Origin of the sequence: Paraburkholderia sp. MM5496-R1, from assembly GCF_050436205.1 — a bacterium.
Classification (GTDB): Bacteria; Pseudomonadota; Gammaproteobacteria; order Burkholderiales; family Burkholderiaceae; genus Paraburkholderia; species Paraburkholderia tuberum.
The window spans coordinates 3,179,036-3,194,451 of record NZ_JBNDLT010000002.1 but is presented as its reverse complement, the minus strand read 5'-3'; the positions used below and the strand labels follow the sequence as shown (position 1 = coordinate 3,194,451).

13 protein-coding genes and 1 riboswitch are annotated in these 15,416 nt (G+C 64.1%); of the genes, 11 read left to right on the top strand and 2 right to left on the bottom strand.

Going from position 1 to position 15,416, the window contains the following annotated elements:
* Positions 1–230 precede the first annotated feature (230 nt).
* A riboswitch (guanidine-I (ykkC/yxkD leader) is annotated at positions 231–330 on the top strand.
* 57 nt (positions 331–387) lie between these two features.
* The 8 genes from OKW38_RS21820 to OKW38_RS21785 all read left to right on the top strand — a co-directional run bounded on the left by OKW38_RS21820 (position 388) and on the right by OKW38_RS21785 (position 10,596).
* A complete protein-coding gene (locus OKW38_RS21820) occupies positions 388–1,458 on the top strand; it encodes a putative urea ABC transporter substrate-binding protein (protein ID WP_090801749.1) in 1,071 nt (356 codons plus the stop codon).
* A gap of 75 nt (positions 1,459–1,533) precedes the next feature.
* The gene (locus OKW38_RS21815; RefSeq protein WP_187609933.1) at positions 1,534–2,346 is read left to right on the top strand and encodes an ABC transporter permease; all 813 of its coding nucleotides are present in this window, start codon (positions 1,534–1,536) and stop codon (positions 2,344–2,346) included.
* On the top strand, positions 2,343–3,134 hold the full coding sequence (locus OKW38_RS21810; protein WP_187616419.1) for an ABC transporter ATP-binding protein: 792 nt from the start codon (positions 2,343–2,345) through the stop codon (positions 3,132–3,134). The genes OKW38_RS21815 and OKW38_RS21810 overlap by 4 nt, the downstream gene beginning before the upstream one ends.
* Positions 3,135–3,147: 13 nt before the next feature.
* Entirely contained in the window at positions 3,148–3,864 is a 717-nt protein-coding gene (locus OKW38_RS21805; protein WP_429363003.1) for an urea amidolyase associated protein UAAP1, read from the top strand.
* 15 nt (positions 3,865–3,879) lie between these two features.
* On the top strand, positions 3,880–4,521 hold the full coding sequence (locus tag OKW38_RS21800) for an urea amidolyase associated protein UAAP2 (RefSeq protein WP_429363001.1): 642 nt from the start codon (positions 3,880–3,882) through the stop codon (positions 4,519–4,521).
* Between the two features lie 172 nt (positions 4,522–4,693).
* Positions 4,694–8,293 (top strand): urea carboxylase, encoded by a 3,600-nt coding sequence (gene uca, locus OKW38_RS21795; RefSeq protein WP_429362999.1) that lies wholly within the window; start codon positions 4,694–4,696, stop codon positions 8,291–8,293.
* A gap of 17 nt (positions 8,294–8,310) precedes the next feature.
* Entirely contained in the window at positions 8,311–10,143 is a 1,833-nt protein-coding gene (atzF, locus tag OKW38_RS21790) for an allophanate hydrolase (protein ID WP_429362997.1), read from the top strand.
* Between the two features lie 114 nt (positions 10,144–10,257).
* On the top strand, positions 10,258–10,596 hold the full coding sequence (locus OKW38_RS21785; protein WP_429362995.1) for a hypothetical protein: 339 nt from the start codon (positions 10,258–10,260) through the stop codon (positions 10,594–10,596).
* A 76-nt stretch (positions 10,597–10,672) separates the two neighbouring features.
* On the opposite strand, the gene OKW38_RS21780 is transcribed toward OKW38_RS21785, so the two are convergent.
* On the bottom strand, positions 10,673–11,116 hold the full coding sequence (locus OKW38_RS21780; RefSeq protein WP_090801762.1) for a MarR family winged helix-turn-helix transcriptional regulator: 444 nt from the start codon (positions 11,114–11,116) through the stop codon (positions 10,673–10,675).
* Between the two features lie 187 nt (positions 11,117–11,303).
* Here OKW38_RS21780 and OKW38_RS21775 point away from each other — a divergent pair, with 187 nt between their 5' ends.
* The gene (locus tag OKW38_RS21775) at positions 11,304–12,791 is read left to right on the top strand and encodes a DHA2 family efflux MFS transporter permease subunit (RefSeq protein WP_429363792.1); all 1,488 of its coding nucleotides are present in this window, start codon (positions 11,304–11,306) and stop codon (positions 12,789–12,791) included.
* Positions 12,792–12,814: 23 nt separating this feature from the next.
* On the opposite strand, the gene OKW38_RS21770 is transcribed toward OKW38_RS21775, so the two are convergent.
* Positions 12,815–13,528 carry a FadR/GntR family transcriptional regulator gene (locus tag OKW38_RS21770; protein ID WP_429362994.1) on the bottom strand — a complete coding sequence of 238 codons (714 nt, stop codon included), beginning with the start codon at positions 13,526–13,528 and terminating at the stop codon, positions 12,815–12,817.
* Positions 13,529–13,700: 172 nt separating this feature from the next.
* On the opposite strand from OKW38_RS21770, the gene dgoD reads away from it, so the two are divergent.
* Positions 13,701–14,849 carry a galactonate dehydratase gene (dgoD, locus tag OKW38_RS21765; RefSeq protein WP_090801766.1) on the top strand — a complete coding sequence of 383 codons (1,149 nt, stop codon included), beginning with the start codon at positions 13,701–13,703 and terminating at the stop codon, positions 14,847–14,849.
* Positions 14,850–15,095: 246 nt separating this feature from the next.
* A complete protein-coding gene (locus OKW38_RS21760; protein ID WP_184006488.1) occupies positions 15,096–15,398 on the top strand; it encodes a hypothetical protein in 303 nt (100 codons plus the stop codon).
* Positions 15,399–15,416 lie beyond the last annotated feature (18 nt).

Here is a 15,416-nt window from a genome sequence, read left to right as displayed (position 1 = left end):
TTTAGCCTCCTGCAAATGCTCTGGAGCAAGATGCGCATACCCGTCCTCTCACGCCCGAATCGAGTGCACTCCCTGACACACATCAGTGCACACCTTCCCCGCCCCAGGGCAAAAACTTGCCCTTCTCCGCACAAAGCTAGCGACCAACCCGCGGTATGGCCCCTGGCACACTTCCCGCTTTAAAGAGCGCGCAAGGAGCCGGCGCAACCTCCGGTTCGACAGACAATCTGGAAATGGACGGCTAGGGTTCCGGCCTGCTTCACGCAGGTGCTGGTCCGAGAGCTGTCGACCTCAGGCGAGGTTACACGGCGGGACAAAAGCCCGGGAGAGAACGCGATGTTTGCGCTGCTCCCTGCCGTCGCTAACCGTCCCCTCCGAGGTCAACCCATGTTCAAGCTCGTTCGCTGTCTTGGTATTGCCGCCGTCTCCCTCGCCACCTTCGCCTCGAGCCCCACGTTCGCCGCGGGCCGCAACGACTTCAAGGTCTGCTGGACCATCTACGCCGGCTGGATGCCATGGGGTGAGGCGAAAACCCAGGGCATCGTGTCCAAATGGGCCAGGAAATACGGCATCAATGTCGACGTCGTGCAGCTGAACGACTACGTCGAGTCCATCAATCAGTACACGGCCGGCAAGTTCGACGGCTGCGCGATGACCAACATGGACGCGCTCACGATTCCCGCCTCCGGCGGCGTGGATTCGACGGCACTGATCGTCAGCGACTATTCGAACGGCAACGACGGCGTGCTGATGAAGGGCAAGGGCAAGCAGATCGCCGACCTGAAGGGGCAGCAGGTCAACCTCGTGCAGTTTTCCGTCTCCCACTACCTGCTCGCACGCGCGCTCGAAAGCGCTCACATGAGCGAGCGCGACCTCAAGGTCGTGAACACCTCGGATGCCGACATCTCGGGCGCATTCGCGACCCCCACGGTTCACAACGCGGTCACCTGGAATCCGATGCTCGCCGATCTGAAGTCGCAGCCGAACGTCAGCGAAGTCTTCGACTCCAGCAAGATCCCCGGCGAAATCATGGACATGATGGTCGTCAACACGAAGACGTTGCAGCAGAACCCCGCCCTCGGCAAAGCGCTGACCGGTGCATGGTTCGAAATGGTCGCGCTGATGCACACCGACTCCGCGGCCAGCACGTCCGCGCTGAGCGCGATGGCGAAGGCCTCGGGCACCGATCTCGCCAACTTCAAGGGCCAACTGGCGACGACCGCCCTCTTCTATTCGCCGCAAGCCGCGCTCGACTTCGTCACCAGCGCCGACATGCCGAAGATCATGACGCGCGTCGCGAAGTTCTCTTTCGATCACGGCCTGCTCGGACAGGACGCGAAGAGCGCGGACGCGGTCGGCATGGCGTTCGACAAGGGCGTCGTCGTCGGCAACAAGAACAACGTCAAGCTGCGTTTCGATCCGACCTACGTCGCGATGGCGGCCGCGGGCAAGCTCTGACACGGACCGTCCAGGCACTCGCCGGGGGCTCGCCATGGCGGGCTCGCATCCCAGCTTTCCAACCAGGCGCTCACCATGCGACTCATCAATCGACATCCGAGCCGGATCGGCGGCTTGATGCTGCTTCTGCTGCCGTTCGTCGTGCTGTTCGCGGTCTACTTCACCGGGTCCTCGATGCGACTCTCGCTCAATCCCGATGACAAGCTGCTGCCGAGCGCGGCGCAAATGAGCGACGCGGTGAAGTCGGCCGCCTTCACCGAGGACAAGCGCACCGGCGAGTACCTGTTGTGGACCGACACGCTGTCGAGCTTGCGGCGGCTCGGCATCGGCCTTGTCGTCAGTGCCGTGATCGCACTGGTGGCCGCGATCGCGACCGGTTCGTTTCCGCTCGTCAGCGCGACGCTGTCGCCTTTCATCACCGTGATCTCAATGGTGCCGCCGCTGGCGGTGCTGCCGGTCCTGTTCATCGTGTTCGGGCTCGACGAGTTGTCGAAGGTCGTGCTGATCGTCGTCGGCATCACGCCGGTGATCATTCGCGATCTGCATGCTCGCGCCCGCGAGATTCCGGTCGAGCTGTGGGTCAAGGCGCAGACGCTCGGCGCCACCAGCTGGACGCTGATTCTGCGTCTGGTGCTGCCGCAACTGCTGCCGCGTCTGCTGGCGGCGACGCGTCTTTCTCTCGGCGCGGCGTGGCTCTTTCTGATCGCAGCCGAAGCGATCGCGTCGACCGATGGCCTCGGCTACCGCATCTTTCTCGTGCGCCGCTATCTGTCGATGGATCTGATCCTGCCGTACGTCGCGTGGATCACGCTGCTCGCATGGCTCACCGACGAGCTGCTGCGCCGGATCACGCAATGGTGCTTCCCGTGGTACGGAGGCGCGCGATGATCGAGGTCCGCAACGTCTGGAAAGAGTACGGCGACCAGGTCGTGCTCGAGCGTTTGAATCTGACCGTCAAGGAAGGCGAGTTCTGTTCGATGGTCGGCGCGTCCGGCTGCGGCAAGTCGACGTTTCTGCGCCTGCTGCTGGGTCAGGAGCGCGCGACGCGCGGCGAGATCCTGCTGGACGGCAAGCCGCTGCCCGGCGAACCGGACCGGCATCGCGGCGTCGTGTTTCAACGCTACTCGGTGTTCGACCATCTGAGTGTGTTGCGCAACGTGATGCTGGGGCTGGAGCTTCCACAGGCGAAGTTCACCGGCCGGCTATTCGGTGCCCGTCGGCGCGTGGCGCGAGACGAGGCAGCGGCCATGCTCGAGCGCGTCGGTCTGGGCGCTGCCTTGAACAAGTTTCCGCAGCAGCTGTCGGGCGGCATGCAGCAACGCCTCGCGATCGCGCAGGCGCTGATGATGAAGCCTCGCGTGCTGCTGCTCGACGAACCGTTCGGCGCGCTCGACCCCGGCATCCGCAAGGACATGCATGAGCTGCTCTCCGACCTGTGGCGCGAAGCGAAGCTCACGATCTTCATGGTCACGCATGACCTGAAAGAAGGCTTCACGTTGGGAAGCCGCGTGCTGGTTTTCGACAAGGTGCGCGTCGACCCGCAGGCGCCGGGCGCCTATGGCGCGCGCATCACCTACAACATTGCGCTCGACCGTAGCCGCGATTCCATGTCCGCCGTGCATATCGCCGAGGCTGCCGTGCGAGGCGCATCGCATATCGAACTGGTCTCCGACTGAAGGGAACTCAGGTATGAACTCAGATACGACCTTATTGCTTGAAGAAACCGTCCCAGGCGGCGGCCATACGTCGCTGATCGTCAAGCGTGGTCGATCACTGCGCATTACCGACCTGCGCGGCGGTGCGAACGTCAGCGTGATGATGGTCAACGCGACGGAAAAGAGCGAACGGCTCAATCTGCCGGATTCGTTGAAGTGCCAGCACACGGCCAGGCTCACGGTCGGGCACTGCCTGTACTCCGACATGGGCCGCGTGCTTGCCGCGATCGTTGCGGATACCTGTGGCTGGCACGACAGCATCGGCGGTGTGTCGAATGCCGACGAGGTTCGCGAACGATACGGCGCGGGCCGCTACCAGGAGCTGCGCAACGCGTTCTATCGCAACGGCACGGACAACCTGCTCGTCGAAATGGGCAAGTGGGGACTCGGCATCACTGACCTGCTGATGACGCTCAATCTGTTCAGCCGTGTCGATGTCAGTGACGACGGCGTTCTCAGTTTCGTGCCAGGAAACTCAAAAGCCGGCAACTACATCGAGCTCTACGCACCGATGAACACGCTCGTCGTGCTCACCGCGATCCAGCACCCGCTCGACCCGAACCCCGAGTACGCGCCGAGGCCCGTCAAGCTCGAGTTGAGCGACGCGCGGCCCGAGGTCGGCGAAGTTTGCCGCACCGCATGCGAAGAGAACGCACGCGGTTTCATCAACACAGAACGCTTCTTTCTTTGAGCGAAGGCCACGCTTATGACCAGCACGCTTATCGTCAGCGACAAACGTCCGGAAACCACGGTCTATCGCGAGACACTCGCCGCCGGCGACCCGTGGCTTCACGAGGTGAAGGCCGGGCAAACGCTGCGCATCGTCGATCTCGAAGGCAACCAGGCGGTCGACACGCTGTTCTACAGCCTCGCCGATCCGCGCGAGCGCTTCGACCCGCAACGCACGTTGCGCCGGCAAAAGAGCCTCTACCTGACGACGGGCTCGGTGCTGTACTCGAACCTCGGCAAGCCGATGCTGACGATCGTCGCCGACACGTGCGGCCGCCACGATACGCTCGGCGGCGCCTGCGCGCAGGAAAGCAACACGGTGCGCTACGCACTGGAGAAGCGCTACATGCACAGCTGCCGCGACAACTTCCTGCGTGCCTGCGCACATGACGGCCGCCTGTCGAAGCAGGACATCGGCGCGAACGTCAACTTCTTCATGAACGTGCCGGTCACGGCCACGGGCGGGCTCAGCTTCGAAGACGGCATTTCCGCGCCGGGCAAATACGTCGAATTGCGCGCGGAGATGGACGTGATCGTACTGATCTCCAACTGCCCGCAGCTGAACAATCCGTGCAACGCCTACAACCCGACGCCCGCGGAGCTGCTGATATGGAATTGAAGCGCATCCGCCACTGGCTTTTTCTCCTCATGCTGGTTCGCTCGGGCCGGTACTTCAGCCGTACGCGCGAAGAACTGACCCAGACGCATCGCTGACGCGACTTCGGCCGTGGACGACCACGGCCGGCCATTCCCACGGCGGGACGGCCCGCCTTCGAATCAACACACCTTCCATGTTCGAGAAGATTCTGATCGCCAATCGCGGCGCTATCGCGTGCCGTATTCTCAGGACGTTGCGCGAACTCGACGTCACCGGCGTCGCCATCTATGCGCAAGCCGACCGAGCGAGCCGCCACGTCAGCGAAGCGCCTGTCGCGCATGCGCTCGGCGAGGGTCCGGCCGCGCTGACTTATCTCGACGTGGCCAAGATCCTCGCGATTGCGCGTCGCGAAGGCGTGCAGGCGATCCATCCCGGCTACGGCTTCTTATCGGAGAACGCGGCGTTCGGCGAAGCCTGCGAAGCGGCCGGCATCGCGTTCATCGGACCGACACCCGCGCAGCTTCGCGCGTTCGGCCTCAAGCACACGGCCCGCGAAATCGCGGCCAACGAAGGGGTGCCGATGCTCGAAGGCACCGGGCTGCTCGCGGACTTGCCGGCGGCGCTCGCGGCGGCACAGGCCATCGGCTATCCGGTGATGCTGAAGAGCACCGCGGGCGGCGGCGGCATCGGCATGCGGGTGTGCTGGAACGCCGACGAACTCGGCGCCCATTTCGATGCCGTGAAGCGCCTCGGCGAAAACAATTTCAGCGATGCCGGCGTGTTTCTGGAGAAGTACATCGAACGGGCGCGGCATCTGGAAGTGCAGGTATTCGGCGATGGCAAAGGCGACGCGCTCGCGCTTGGCGTGCGTGACTGCTCGGTGCAGCGGCGCAATCAGAAGGTGCTCGAGGAAACGCCCGCCCCCTGCCTGCCGGACGGCATTCAGGCCGCGCTCTGCGAGGCAGCGGTCAAGCTCGCGAAAGCCGTCGACTATCGCTCCGCCGGCACCGTCGAATTCGTGTACGACAGCGCGGCCGAACAGTTCTACTTCCTCGAAGTCAATACGCGTCTGCAGGTCGAGCACGGCGTCACCGAACAGGTGTGGGGCGTCGACCTCGTGCGTTGGATGATCGAACTGGCGGCCGGCACGCTCGCGCCGCTGAAGGAGCTGGCGGCGAGTCTAACGCCGCGAGGGCACGCGATCCAGGCGCGACTCTACGCGGAAGATCCGGGGCGTGATTTCAAACCGAGTCCGGGCCTCTTGACCGAGGTCGCGTTCCCGCACGCTGACGGGCGCGCATTGCGCATCGATACATGGATCGAGGCCGGTTGCGAAGTGCCGCCGTACTTCGACCCGATGCTCGCGAAAGTGATCGCGTGGTCGCCGACTCGCGATGAAGCGCGCGATGCGCTCGACGATGCGCTGCGCAACACCCGACTCTACGGCGTCGAGACCAATCGCGACTATCTGCGCCAGATTCTGCGCGACCGGCCGTTTGCGTCGGGCGAACCGTGGACTCGATGTCTCGAAGGGCTCAGGTATCGGGCCAGCACGGTCGACGTCGTCAGCGGCGGCACGCAGACGACGGTGCAGGACTATCCCGGCCGCCTGGGCTACTGGGCAGTCGGCATCCCGCCGTCGGGGCCGATGGATGACCGGGCGATGCGGCTCGGCAATCGCCTGCTCGGCAATGCGGCCGACGCCGCCGCTCTCGAAGTCACGATGAGCGGGCCGACGCTGCGCTTCAACACGGATGCCGTGGTCGCCATCACCGGCGCGCAGATTCCGGTGCTGCTCGACGATGTCGCTCAGCCGCTGAACACGAGCCTCCATGTGCCGGCGGGTTCGACGCTCGCGCTCGGCACGATACGCGGCGCGGGCGCGCGCGCTTATCTGTGCGTGCGCGGCGGCTTCGACGTCGCACTGTATCTCGGCAGCCGCAGCACCTTTACGCTCGGCCAGTTCGGCGGACATGGCGGCCGCGCGATCCGCGCGGGCGACGTGCTGCATCTTTATCCGCTCGGCGATGCGCAAGCCGGCGCGGCGCTCGTCGACGCGCCGACGCTCGACGGCGTGCGCACCGTTCGCGTGATCTATGGCCCGCACGGCGCACCCGAATACTTCAGCGCCCGCTATATCGCGCAGCTGCTCGACACCGAGTGGGAGGTTCACTTCAACTCCAGCCGTACCGGCGTGCGCCTGATCGGACCGAAACCCGAGTGGGCGCGCGAGGACGGCGGCGAGGCTGGACTGCATCCGTCGAACATTCACGATAATCCGTACGCGGTCGGCGCCGTCGACTTCACCGGCGACATGCCCGTGATTCTCGGACCCGACGGCCCGAGTCTCGGCGGCTTCGTCTGTCCGGTGACGATCATCGAGGCGGACCTCTGGCAGATCGGCCAGCTGAAAGCAGGCGACAAGATCCGCTTCGCGCCCGTCGAAGTCGACGAAGCGCGTGAGGCTGCGCGTGAGCGTCGTCGGGAACTGGAGAGCCTCGAGATTGCACCGGGTGCGCCGAGCGAAAGAAGAGCATCGCTGACGTCGCCGATCGTGCTCGATACCGGGGCGGACCGCGACAGACTCGTCGCGCGTGTATCCGGCGACACACATCTGCTGCTCGAAATCGGTCCAGCGGAGCTCGACCTCGTGGCACGGTTTCGCGGACATGCGCTGATGCAGTCCCTCGAAGCGCAGCATCTGACTGGCGTCATCGATCTCACGCCGGGCATCCGTTCGCTGCAGATCCACTACCGGCCCGAGGATCTGCCGCTCGCCAGGTTGCTCGACATCGTCGCGCGGGCGTGGGACGAGGTCTTGTTGCACAAGGATCTGCGCGTGCCGTCGCGCGTCGTTCATCTGCCGCTGTCATGGGACGACCCCGCGTGCCAGCTCGCGATCGAAAAATATATGACCACCGTGCGCAAGAACGCGCCGTGGTGCCCGAGCAACCTCGAATTCATTCGCCGCATCAACGACCTCGACTCCATCGACGCGGTCAGGCAAATCGTCTTCGATGCGAGCTATCTGGTGATGGGCCTCGGCGACGTGTACCTCGGCGCACCCGTCGCGACACCGCTCGACCCTCGTCACCGGCTGGTCACGACGAAATACAACCCGGCCCGTACGTGGACCGCGGAGAACTCGGTCGGCATCGGCGGCGCGTATCTGTGCGTGTATGGCATGGAAGGGCCTGGCGGCTATCAATTCGTCGGCCGCACGTTGCAGATGTGGAATCGCTACCGCGAAGTCGTGGATTTCGCCGGACAGCATTATTTGCTGCGCTTCTTCGACCAGATTCGTTTCTACGAAGTATCGGCCGACGAACTGTTGCGCATCCGCGCGGACTTTCCGCTTGGGCGTTTTCCGTTGCGGATTGAAGAGTCCGAGCTTTCGTTGCCGGACTATCAGGCGTTTCTCGCTAGCGAATCCGCCAGCATCGAGCAGTTCCGTTCAAGGCAGCAGGCGGCCTTCCAGGCCGAGCGCGAGCGGTGGCGTGAAGCGGGCACCTCGGAAATCACGTTCGAGACGCCGGTCACCGAAGACACTCAGTTAGCTCCGCTTCACGACGGTGAAGTCGCCGTGGACAGCGAGATCGCCGGCAGCCTCTGGCAAGTCAAGGTGAAAACCGGCGACGCCGTCGACGCGGGCGACGTGCTGCTCATCATCGAGTCGATGAAGATGGAAATCCCGGTGTGTGCGCCGTGCGCCGGAACGGTCGGCGAGATCTACGTGGCGCCGGGTTCGCCCGTGCGCGCGGGGCAACGCGTCGCCGTCGTCGAACGTCACTAATTATCTGGACGCAAACCATGTCTTCATTCTCGTCATTCGATCTTCGCCTCCCAACGCTTCGTTCCGCATACCGTGCAGGAACGCTCACTCCGCGCGGGCTCGTCGCTGAACTGCTCGAAAAAGCTGCGGTGCTCAATCCGTCGTTCAATCTGTTCATCCATCTTCTGACCGAAGATGAAGTCGCGCCCTACCTCGACTGGCTCGACACCCAGGACGTCGAAAGCCTGCCGCTCTATGGCGTTCCCTTCGTGATCAAGGACAACATCGATCTCGCCGGCATTCAGACGACCGCCGCGTGCCCCGCGTTCGCGTACACGCCGTCGCGATCGGCGAGCGTCGTTGCGCAATTGATCGCGCTCGGCGCTGTGCCGCTCGGCAAAGCCAATCTCGACCAGTTTGCGACCGGTCTGAACGGCACCCGGTCGCCGTATGGCAAGTGTCGCAATAGCGTGCATCCCGACTATCCGTCGGGCGGCTCGAGCGCGGGGTCGTCACTCGCGGTCGCGCTCGGCGTCGCCAGTTTCGCGCTCGGGACCGACACGGCCGGTTCCGGTCGCGTGCCTGCCGCGCTGAACAATCTCGTCGGTCTCAAGCCGACTAAAGGCCTGCTGTCCACCGCGGGTGTGGTGCCCGCGTGCCGCACGCTCGATTGCGTCACGTTCTTCACGGCGACGGCGGAAGAAGCGAGCGAGTTGCTTGCGTTGAGCGCGCGCCCCGATCCTCGCGATGCATACAGCCGCGCGAATCCGCAATGGAATACGGCACGCGCGTTTGGCGAGCCCACGGCGTTCAGGTTCGGCGTGCCGGCGCAACTGGATTTCGCCGGCTGTTCCGAGAGCCCCGGGCTGTTCGCGAAGGTGCGCGCGTTGCTCGAAGAAGCAGGTGGTGAAGCTGTCGAAATCGACTTCACGCCGTTTGTCGAAACCGCCAATCTGCTCTATCAGGGGCCGTGGGTGGCCGAGCGTTACAGCGTGGCGGGCGAGTTGATGACGGAGAAACCCGCTGCGGTTTTGCCCGTCATTCGCGATGTGTTGGCGAAGGCACCCGGCGCGAGCGCGGTCGAACTGTTTCGCGCGCAGTACCGCTTGCAGGAATTGAAGGCCCTCTGCGATGCGTCGATCGATTCACTCGATTTCGTTCTGACGCCGACGTATCCGCGTGCCGTGACGCTCGACGAGTTGGAGCGCGACCCCATTGGTCCGAACTCCCTGCTCGGCTATTACACGAATTTCATGAATCTGCTGGACTATGCCGCCGTCGCTACGCCGACCGGTTTCATGAAGAATGGTCTGCCCTGGGGCGTGACCGTCTTTGGCCGCGCGTTCACCGACCAGTATCTGTTGGGTGTGGCCGACCTGCTGCAACGAAAGAGCGGCGTGCACTGCGTCGGAGGTCTAACCGTCGAGCCGGAGCCGCGCGGCGAACGATGCGCGGCGAGCCACGATCGCATGCGGATCGCGGTCTGCGGCGCACACATGCAAGGTTTGCCCCTCAACCGCGATCTGCTTGCCCGACGCGGGCGGCTCTTGCAGGCCACTCAGACTGCCGCGCAATACCGGTTGTCGGCGCTGCCTGCGTCGGCGGACGGCACGAGGCGTCCAGGCCTGTGGCGCGTCACCGATGGCGGCGCAAAAATTGCTGTCGAAGTGTGGGAAATGCCGAGCGCGGAGTTCGGCTCGTTTATTTCGACCGTTCCGTCTCCGCTGGTTCTGGGGAAGGTCGAACTCGTCGACGGTTCGTGGGTTACCGGTTTCCTCTGCGAGCCGTATGGCGTGCAGTCGGGAACCGATATCTCGGAGTTTGGCGGATGGCGAGGATGGCTTGCCAGCGAGCATTGCGCGAGTTTCTGATGGAACGAACGATGAGCAGCGGCGTCGCAGGGTATGGGCAGTGAAGCGCCGCGGGTTTGGTTGGCACCTCCGGCTTCCTTCCGCAATTCCGTCGCAACTTCGAGAGGTTCCTTAATGACGCTCCGCACCGTCGCGCTCGCCGCAACCACCGCTGCGCTCACGCTCGCCGGCACGACCGCCGCCCTCACCGCACAAGCTCAAACGCCGAGCACCGCCGACAGTCAATGGCGCGCCAGTTCCACCATGCTCGCGACGCTGCTGCAGGACGGCTACAAGATCGTCGCCGTGGTCAACAACGGTCCCGCCGACACGATCTTCGTGCAGCGCGATCAGAGCGCGTTCAAATGCATCGATACGCAGCATCCGGATGCAAAAGCAAAAACGTCGGTGGCGCCGGGCTGTTACGAGCTGGTACCGCCGAGCGGCGCCACGCCGGCGTCGGAATCCAGATAACGTGATTTGAAGCGCGAGCTCAACGTAACCCCGGCTCGGGCGAAAGACTTCGGCGTCGCGCCAACACCGCGACGCTTCAGCGATCCACGAGCCGGCTCAGATTGCCGCGCACCCGCTGCAGCAGCGCGATCAACCGCGCCGCTTCTTCATCGCTGAAACCATTGAGCGCTTCGAGCGCGACCTCGTCGCCGACCTTGCGCGCCTTGCCGAGCGTGCGCTCAGCCTTCGGCGTCATGCGCACCTGGCGCTCGCGGCGATCCTGCGGATTCGCGGTCCGCTCGATCCAGCCGCCCTCCTCCATCCGGTCGAGCAGCCGGCCCGCCGAGATCGGCGCGACCTCGAGCAGATCCGCCAGCCGGGCCTGATTGATGTCGCCGTAGTGGCCGAGATAGGCCAGCACACGACACTGCGCGCGCGTCAGATCGACCGACGACCTCGCGAGATCGTCGAACCGCTTGCCCGCCAGCCGGCCGACGTCGTAGATCAGAAAGCCGAAGCGCTCTTCGAATTGGGTTTTCATGCGCGGATTATACGGAAGCACTTCGGCGTACAGCGCGACTGCGTGTGCGTTCTATTCTCAGCACAACTCCCGATAGCGCCAACCCGTATCGTCGATATACTAAGCATGCTTACTATATCGAGCCTCCCCACCGTCCATGTCTTCCGCCTCCACGTCGGCGAGCGCCACTGAGCTGCTCAACCGGCCGATGATCACGATCTCGATCATGCTTGCGACGCTGATCCAGACGCTCGACAGCACGATCGCCAACGTGGCGCTGCCGCATATGCAAGGCACGCTGTCCGCGTCGCAGGACGAGATCACGTGGGTGCTGACCTCCTATATCGTCGCCGCCGCGATCGCCACGCCGCTCACCGGCTGGCTGGCGGATCGCCTCAGCGTCAAGCGGCTGCTGCTGATCGCGATCGGCGGCTTCACCGTGTCGTCCGCGTTGTGCGGACTCTCCGAGACGCTGTCGCAGATCGTCGTGTCGCGTCTGTTGCAAGGGATCTTCGGCGCGTCGCTGGTGCCGCTGTCGCAGTCGATCCTGCTCGACATCAACCCGCGCGAAAAGCAGGGCCAGGCGATGGCCGTGTGGGGCATGGGCGTGATGGTCGGGCCGATCCTCGGTCCGACGCTCGGCGGCTGGCTCACCGATAGCTACAACTGGCGCTGGGTGTTCTTCATCAACGTGCCGATCGGCGCGATCGCGCTGTTCGGCGTCGCGAGCTTCCTGCCGACTCGCGAGCCGAAACACGACGTGAAGTTCGACGCGTTCGGCTTCATCACGCTCGGCCTCGCGATCGGCGCATTGCAGGCGATGCTCGATCGCGGCGAGCAGCTCGACTGGTTTTCGTCGACCGAGATCGTGATCGAGGCGCTCGTCGCGGCAATCAGCTTCGCGTTTTTTCTCGTGCACACGGCGACGATCGGCGAGCGCTCGTTTTTCAAGTACAAGTTATTGAAGGACCCGAACTTCGCGACCGGCACGTTGTTCATCTTCGTGATCGGCGCGGTGATGTACGCGACCCGCGCGCTGCTGCCGCCGATGCTGCAAAACCTGATGGGCTATCCGGTCGCGACCACGGGCCTCGTCACCGCACCGAGCGGCGCCGGCACGATGGTCGCGATGCTGATCGCCGGCCGGCTGCTCAAGCGCGTCGATGCGCGGCTGTTGCTGCTCTGCGGTTTCCTGATATCGGCGTTCGCGCTGTGGCAGATGATGCAGTACACGATCGTGCTATCGGCATCGGACATCGTGTGGCCCGGCGTGATCCAGGGCTTCGGACTCGGCCTCGTGTTCGTGCCGCTGTCCACGCTGACGTTCTCGACGCTGTCGCCGGAGCTGCGCGCGGACGGCACCGCGACTTATAGCCTGATGCGCAACATCGGCAGCAGTATCGGCATTTCGATCGTGCAGACGCTGATGACGCGCAACACGCAGATCTCGCACGCGGACCTCGCTGCGAACGTCACCGCGTTCAATCCGGCGTTCCAGTCGATGCTCAACAGCGGCTCGAACTATGACATCGCGGCGCTGAACGCGTCGATCACGCAGCAGGCGGCGATGGTCGCGTATCTGAACGACTTCAAGCTGATGTTCGTGGCGACGCTGCTGGTCATCCCGCTGTTGCTGCTGATCCGGCCGTCGCACAAGGCACCGGATGCGTCGATCGCGCATGCGGCGATGGATTGAGACCGAATGCGCCGACGTCCGCCTCAGCCTTCGATTCGCCCGCGCGTCACGCCGAGCAATGACGCCATCGCCGCATACGCCGCGGCGGCATCGCGGGCGCGGATCGCCTCGAACACCGCCGTGTGCTCGGCGAGCGACGCGTTGAACACATCGGCGCGTTTCGCATTGAGCCGCAATTGTGCCTCGAGCGTGCGCTCGATCAGCGCGCCAAGCGGGATCAGCAGTTCGTTGCTGCACGCGGTGAGCACGCGCAGGTGGAACTGCAGATCCGCGCGCACCCATTCGTCGACGTTGCGCGCCGCCACCATCGCGGTATGCGCGGCCGCAAGCGCACCCAACGTATCGTCGGTGTGCGCGGCGGCCGCGAGGCCGGCGGCATAAGGCTCGATCATCTCGCGCATTTCCTGCAGCTTGAGCGCGAACGCCATCGGCTCGGCGACGCGTGAATACCAGTCGAGCAGATCGGCATCGAGCAGATTCCACGCGGACTTGACCCGCACGCGCGTACCCACGCGCGGCCGCGATTCGATCAGCCCTTTCGACGTCAACGTGCGCAGCGCCTCGCGCAGCACCGTGCGGCTCACGCCGAACATCTCCATTAACTCGGCTTCACGAGGCAGGATCGACTCCGGCGCATAGTCGCCGCGCAGAATCGCGGTCGCCAGCAGTTGGGCGACTCGCCCGTGCAGATCGTGCGTAATGGTTTTCTCCTCGCGGTCGATGATCCCGTCGCGCAACGCGGCGGTAAGTCGGCAGATCTCACCACTATGTGGCAAATAGTACTATTAATAGTATTTTAATGCAGTTTTGTTGTAGCATGGAATTCCCCGAAATTTTGCATGCCCGCAGACCTGCTTTGCATGGGTTCGGAGTAAGCGCCAACTTCGATCGACACCGGAGACACACACCATGAAAATCACCAAGCTCGAAACCTTTATCGTCCCGCCGCGCTGGTGCTTCCTCAAGATCGAGACCGACGAGGGCATCGTCGGTTGGGGCGAGCCGGTGGTGGAAGGCCGCGCGCATACGGTCGCCGCGGCCGTCGAGGAGCTGTCCGATTATCTGATCGGCAAGGACCCGCTGTTGATCGAGGATCACTGGCAGGTGATGTACCGCGCGGGCTTCTATCGCGGCGGCCCGATCACGATGAGCGCGATCGCCGGCGTCGATCAGGCGCTGTGGGACATCAAGGGCAAGCATCACGGCGTACCGGTGCATGCGCTGCTCGGCGGCCAGGTGCGCGACAAAATCAAGGTGTACTCGTGGATCGGCGGCGACCGTCCGAGCGATGTCGCGAACAACGCACGCGCGGTGGTCGAGCGCGGCTTCAAGGCCGTCAAGATGAACGGCTCGGAAGAGCTGCAGATCATCGACACCTTCGACAAGGTGCAAGGCGTGATCAACAACGTCGCGGCGGTGCGCGAGGCGGTCGGGCCGAACATCGGAATCGGCGTGGACTTCCACGGCCGCGTGCACAAGCCGATGGCGAAGGTGCTCGCCAAGGAACTCGACCCGTACAAGCTGCTGTTCATCGAAGAGCCGGTGCTGTCGGAAAACGCCGAGGCGCTGCGCGACATCGTCAATCAGACCAACACGCCGATCGCGCTCGGCGAGCGTCTCTATTCGCGCTGGGACTTCAAGCACATCCTGTCGGGCGGCTACGTCGACATCATCCAGCCGGACGCGTCGCACGCGGGCGGCATCACCGAGTGCCGCAAGATCGCCGCGATGGCGGAAGCCTACGACGTCGCGCTCGCGCTGCATTGCCCGCTCGGCCCGATCGCGCTCGCAACCTGTCTGCAGATCGACGCGGTCAGCTACAACGCGTTCATCCAGGAACAGAGCCTCGGCATCCACTACAACCAGGGCAATGACCTGCTCGACTACATCAAGAATCCGCAAGTCTTCAAGTACGAAGACGGCTTCGTGTCGATTCCGCAGGGCCCCGGACTCGGCATCGAGGTCAACGAAGAGAAAGTGCGCGAGATGGCGAAGGTCGGTCACCGCTGGCGCAATCCGGTGTGGCGTCACGCGGACGGCAGCGTCGCCGAATGGTGATCTGAACACCTGAGCGAAGCAGGCGGAACGCCGCCGGCGGGCCACGTGACGCGCGGGCCGTCGCAGTAACGTAACTTCCCGGACCAGCCGGCTCGAACCGGCGTTCGAGCGGTGCCCCCCGACCTGCATCACTCCGCGCCGAGCCTTATCCCGCCCCGCTTTCGCGACGTTTGTTCGGTATCGGACATACGTATGTCCTGCTCCTTGCTGAAATGCATGCCAACAACGCATGCAGCGAGGAGCACCATGGGCGAATTCCTTCCTGACTATCTGATCCGCGAACAGGCGGCGGTCGGCGCGCTGGTTGCGTTCGGCGTGCTGCGCATCATCGGCGCGATGCTCGCGTACGAGCGCGGATGGAACATCTCGGTAGTCGGGAAATGCTTTATCGCCGCGGCGGTGCTGTACTGCCTGCCGCAGGTCTTCGATCTGCTCACGCAGATGGTCGGCTCGCACGCGGCCGGCGCCGAACTCGAAGGCAAGGCCGCGGGCTGCGCGATCGCGTTGTTCTGCGCGCCGATTCTCGGTCATCGCCTCGGCTTCGAGTAAGCGGGCTTCGCAGTGCGG

What these genes read in the sequence shown, in the direction of transcription:
- OKW38_RS21820 (WP_090801749.1), top strand. Translation starts at nt 388, where the DNA reads ATGTTCAAGCTCGTTCGCTGTCTTGGTATTGCCGCCGTCTCCCTCGCC.
- OKW38_RS21815 (WP_187609933.1), top strand. Translation starts at nt 1,534, where the DNA reads ATGCGACTCATCAATCGACATCCGAGCCGGATCGGCGGCTTGATGCTG.
- OKW38_RS21810 (WP_187616419.1), top strand. Translation starts at nt 2,343, where the DNA reads ATGATCGAGGTCCGCAACGTCTGGAAAGAGTACGGCGACCAGGTCGTG.
- OKW38_RS21805 (WP_429363003.1), top strand. Translation starts at nt 3,148, where the DNA reads ATGAACTCAGATACGACCTTATTGCTTGAAGAAACCGTCCCAGGCGGC.
- OKW38_RS21800 (WP_429363001.1), top strand. Translation starts at nt 3,880, where the DNA reads ATGACCAGCACGCTTATCGTCAGCGACAAACGTCCGGAAACCACGGTC.
- uca (WP_429362999.1), top strand. Translation starts at nt 4,694, where the DNA reads ATGTTCGAGAAGATTCTGATCGCCAATCGCGGCGCTATCGCGTGCCGT.
- atzF (WP_429362997.1), top strand. Translation starts at nt 8,311, where the DNA reads ATGTCTTCATTCTCGTCATTCGATCTTCGCCTCCCAACGCTTCGTTCC.
- OKW38_RS21785 (WP_429362995.1), top strand. Translation starts at nt 10,258, where the DNA reads ATGACGCTCCGCACCGTCGCGCTCGCCGCAACCACCGCTGCGCTCACG.
- OKW38_RS21780 (WP_090801762.1), bottom strand. Translation starts at nt 11,116, where the DNA reads ATGAAAACCCAATTCGAAGAGCGCTTCGGCTTTCTGATCTACGACGTC.
- OKW38_RS21775 (WP_429363792.1), top strand. Translation starts at nt 11,304, where the DNA reads ATGATCACGATCTCGATCATGCTTGCGACGCTGATCCAGACGCTCGAC.
- dgoD (WP_090801766.1), top strand. Translation starts at nt 13,701, where the DNA reads ATGAAAATCACCAAGCTCGAAACCTTTATCGTCCCGCCGCGCTGGTGC.
- OKW38_RS21760 (WP_184006488.1), top strand. Translation starts at nt 15,096, where the DNA reads ATGGGCGAATTCCTTCCTGACTATCTGATCCGCGAACAGGCGGCGGTC.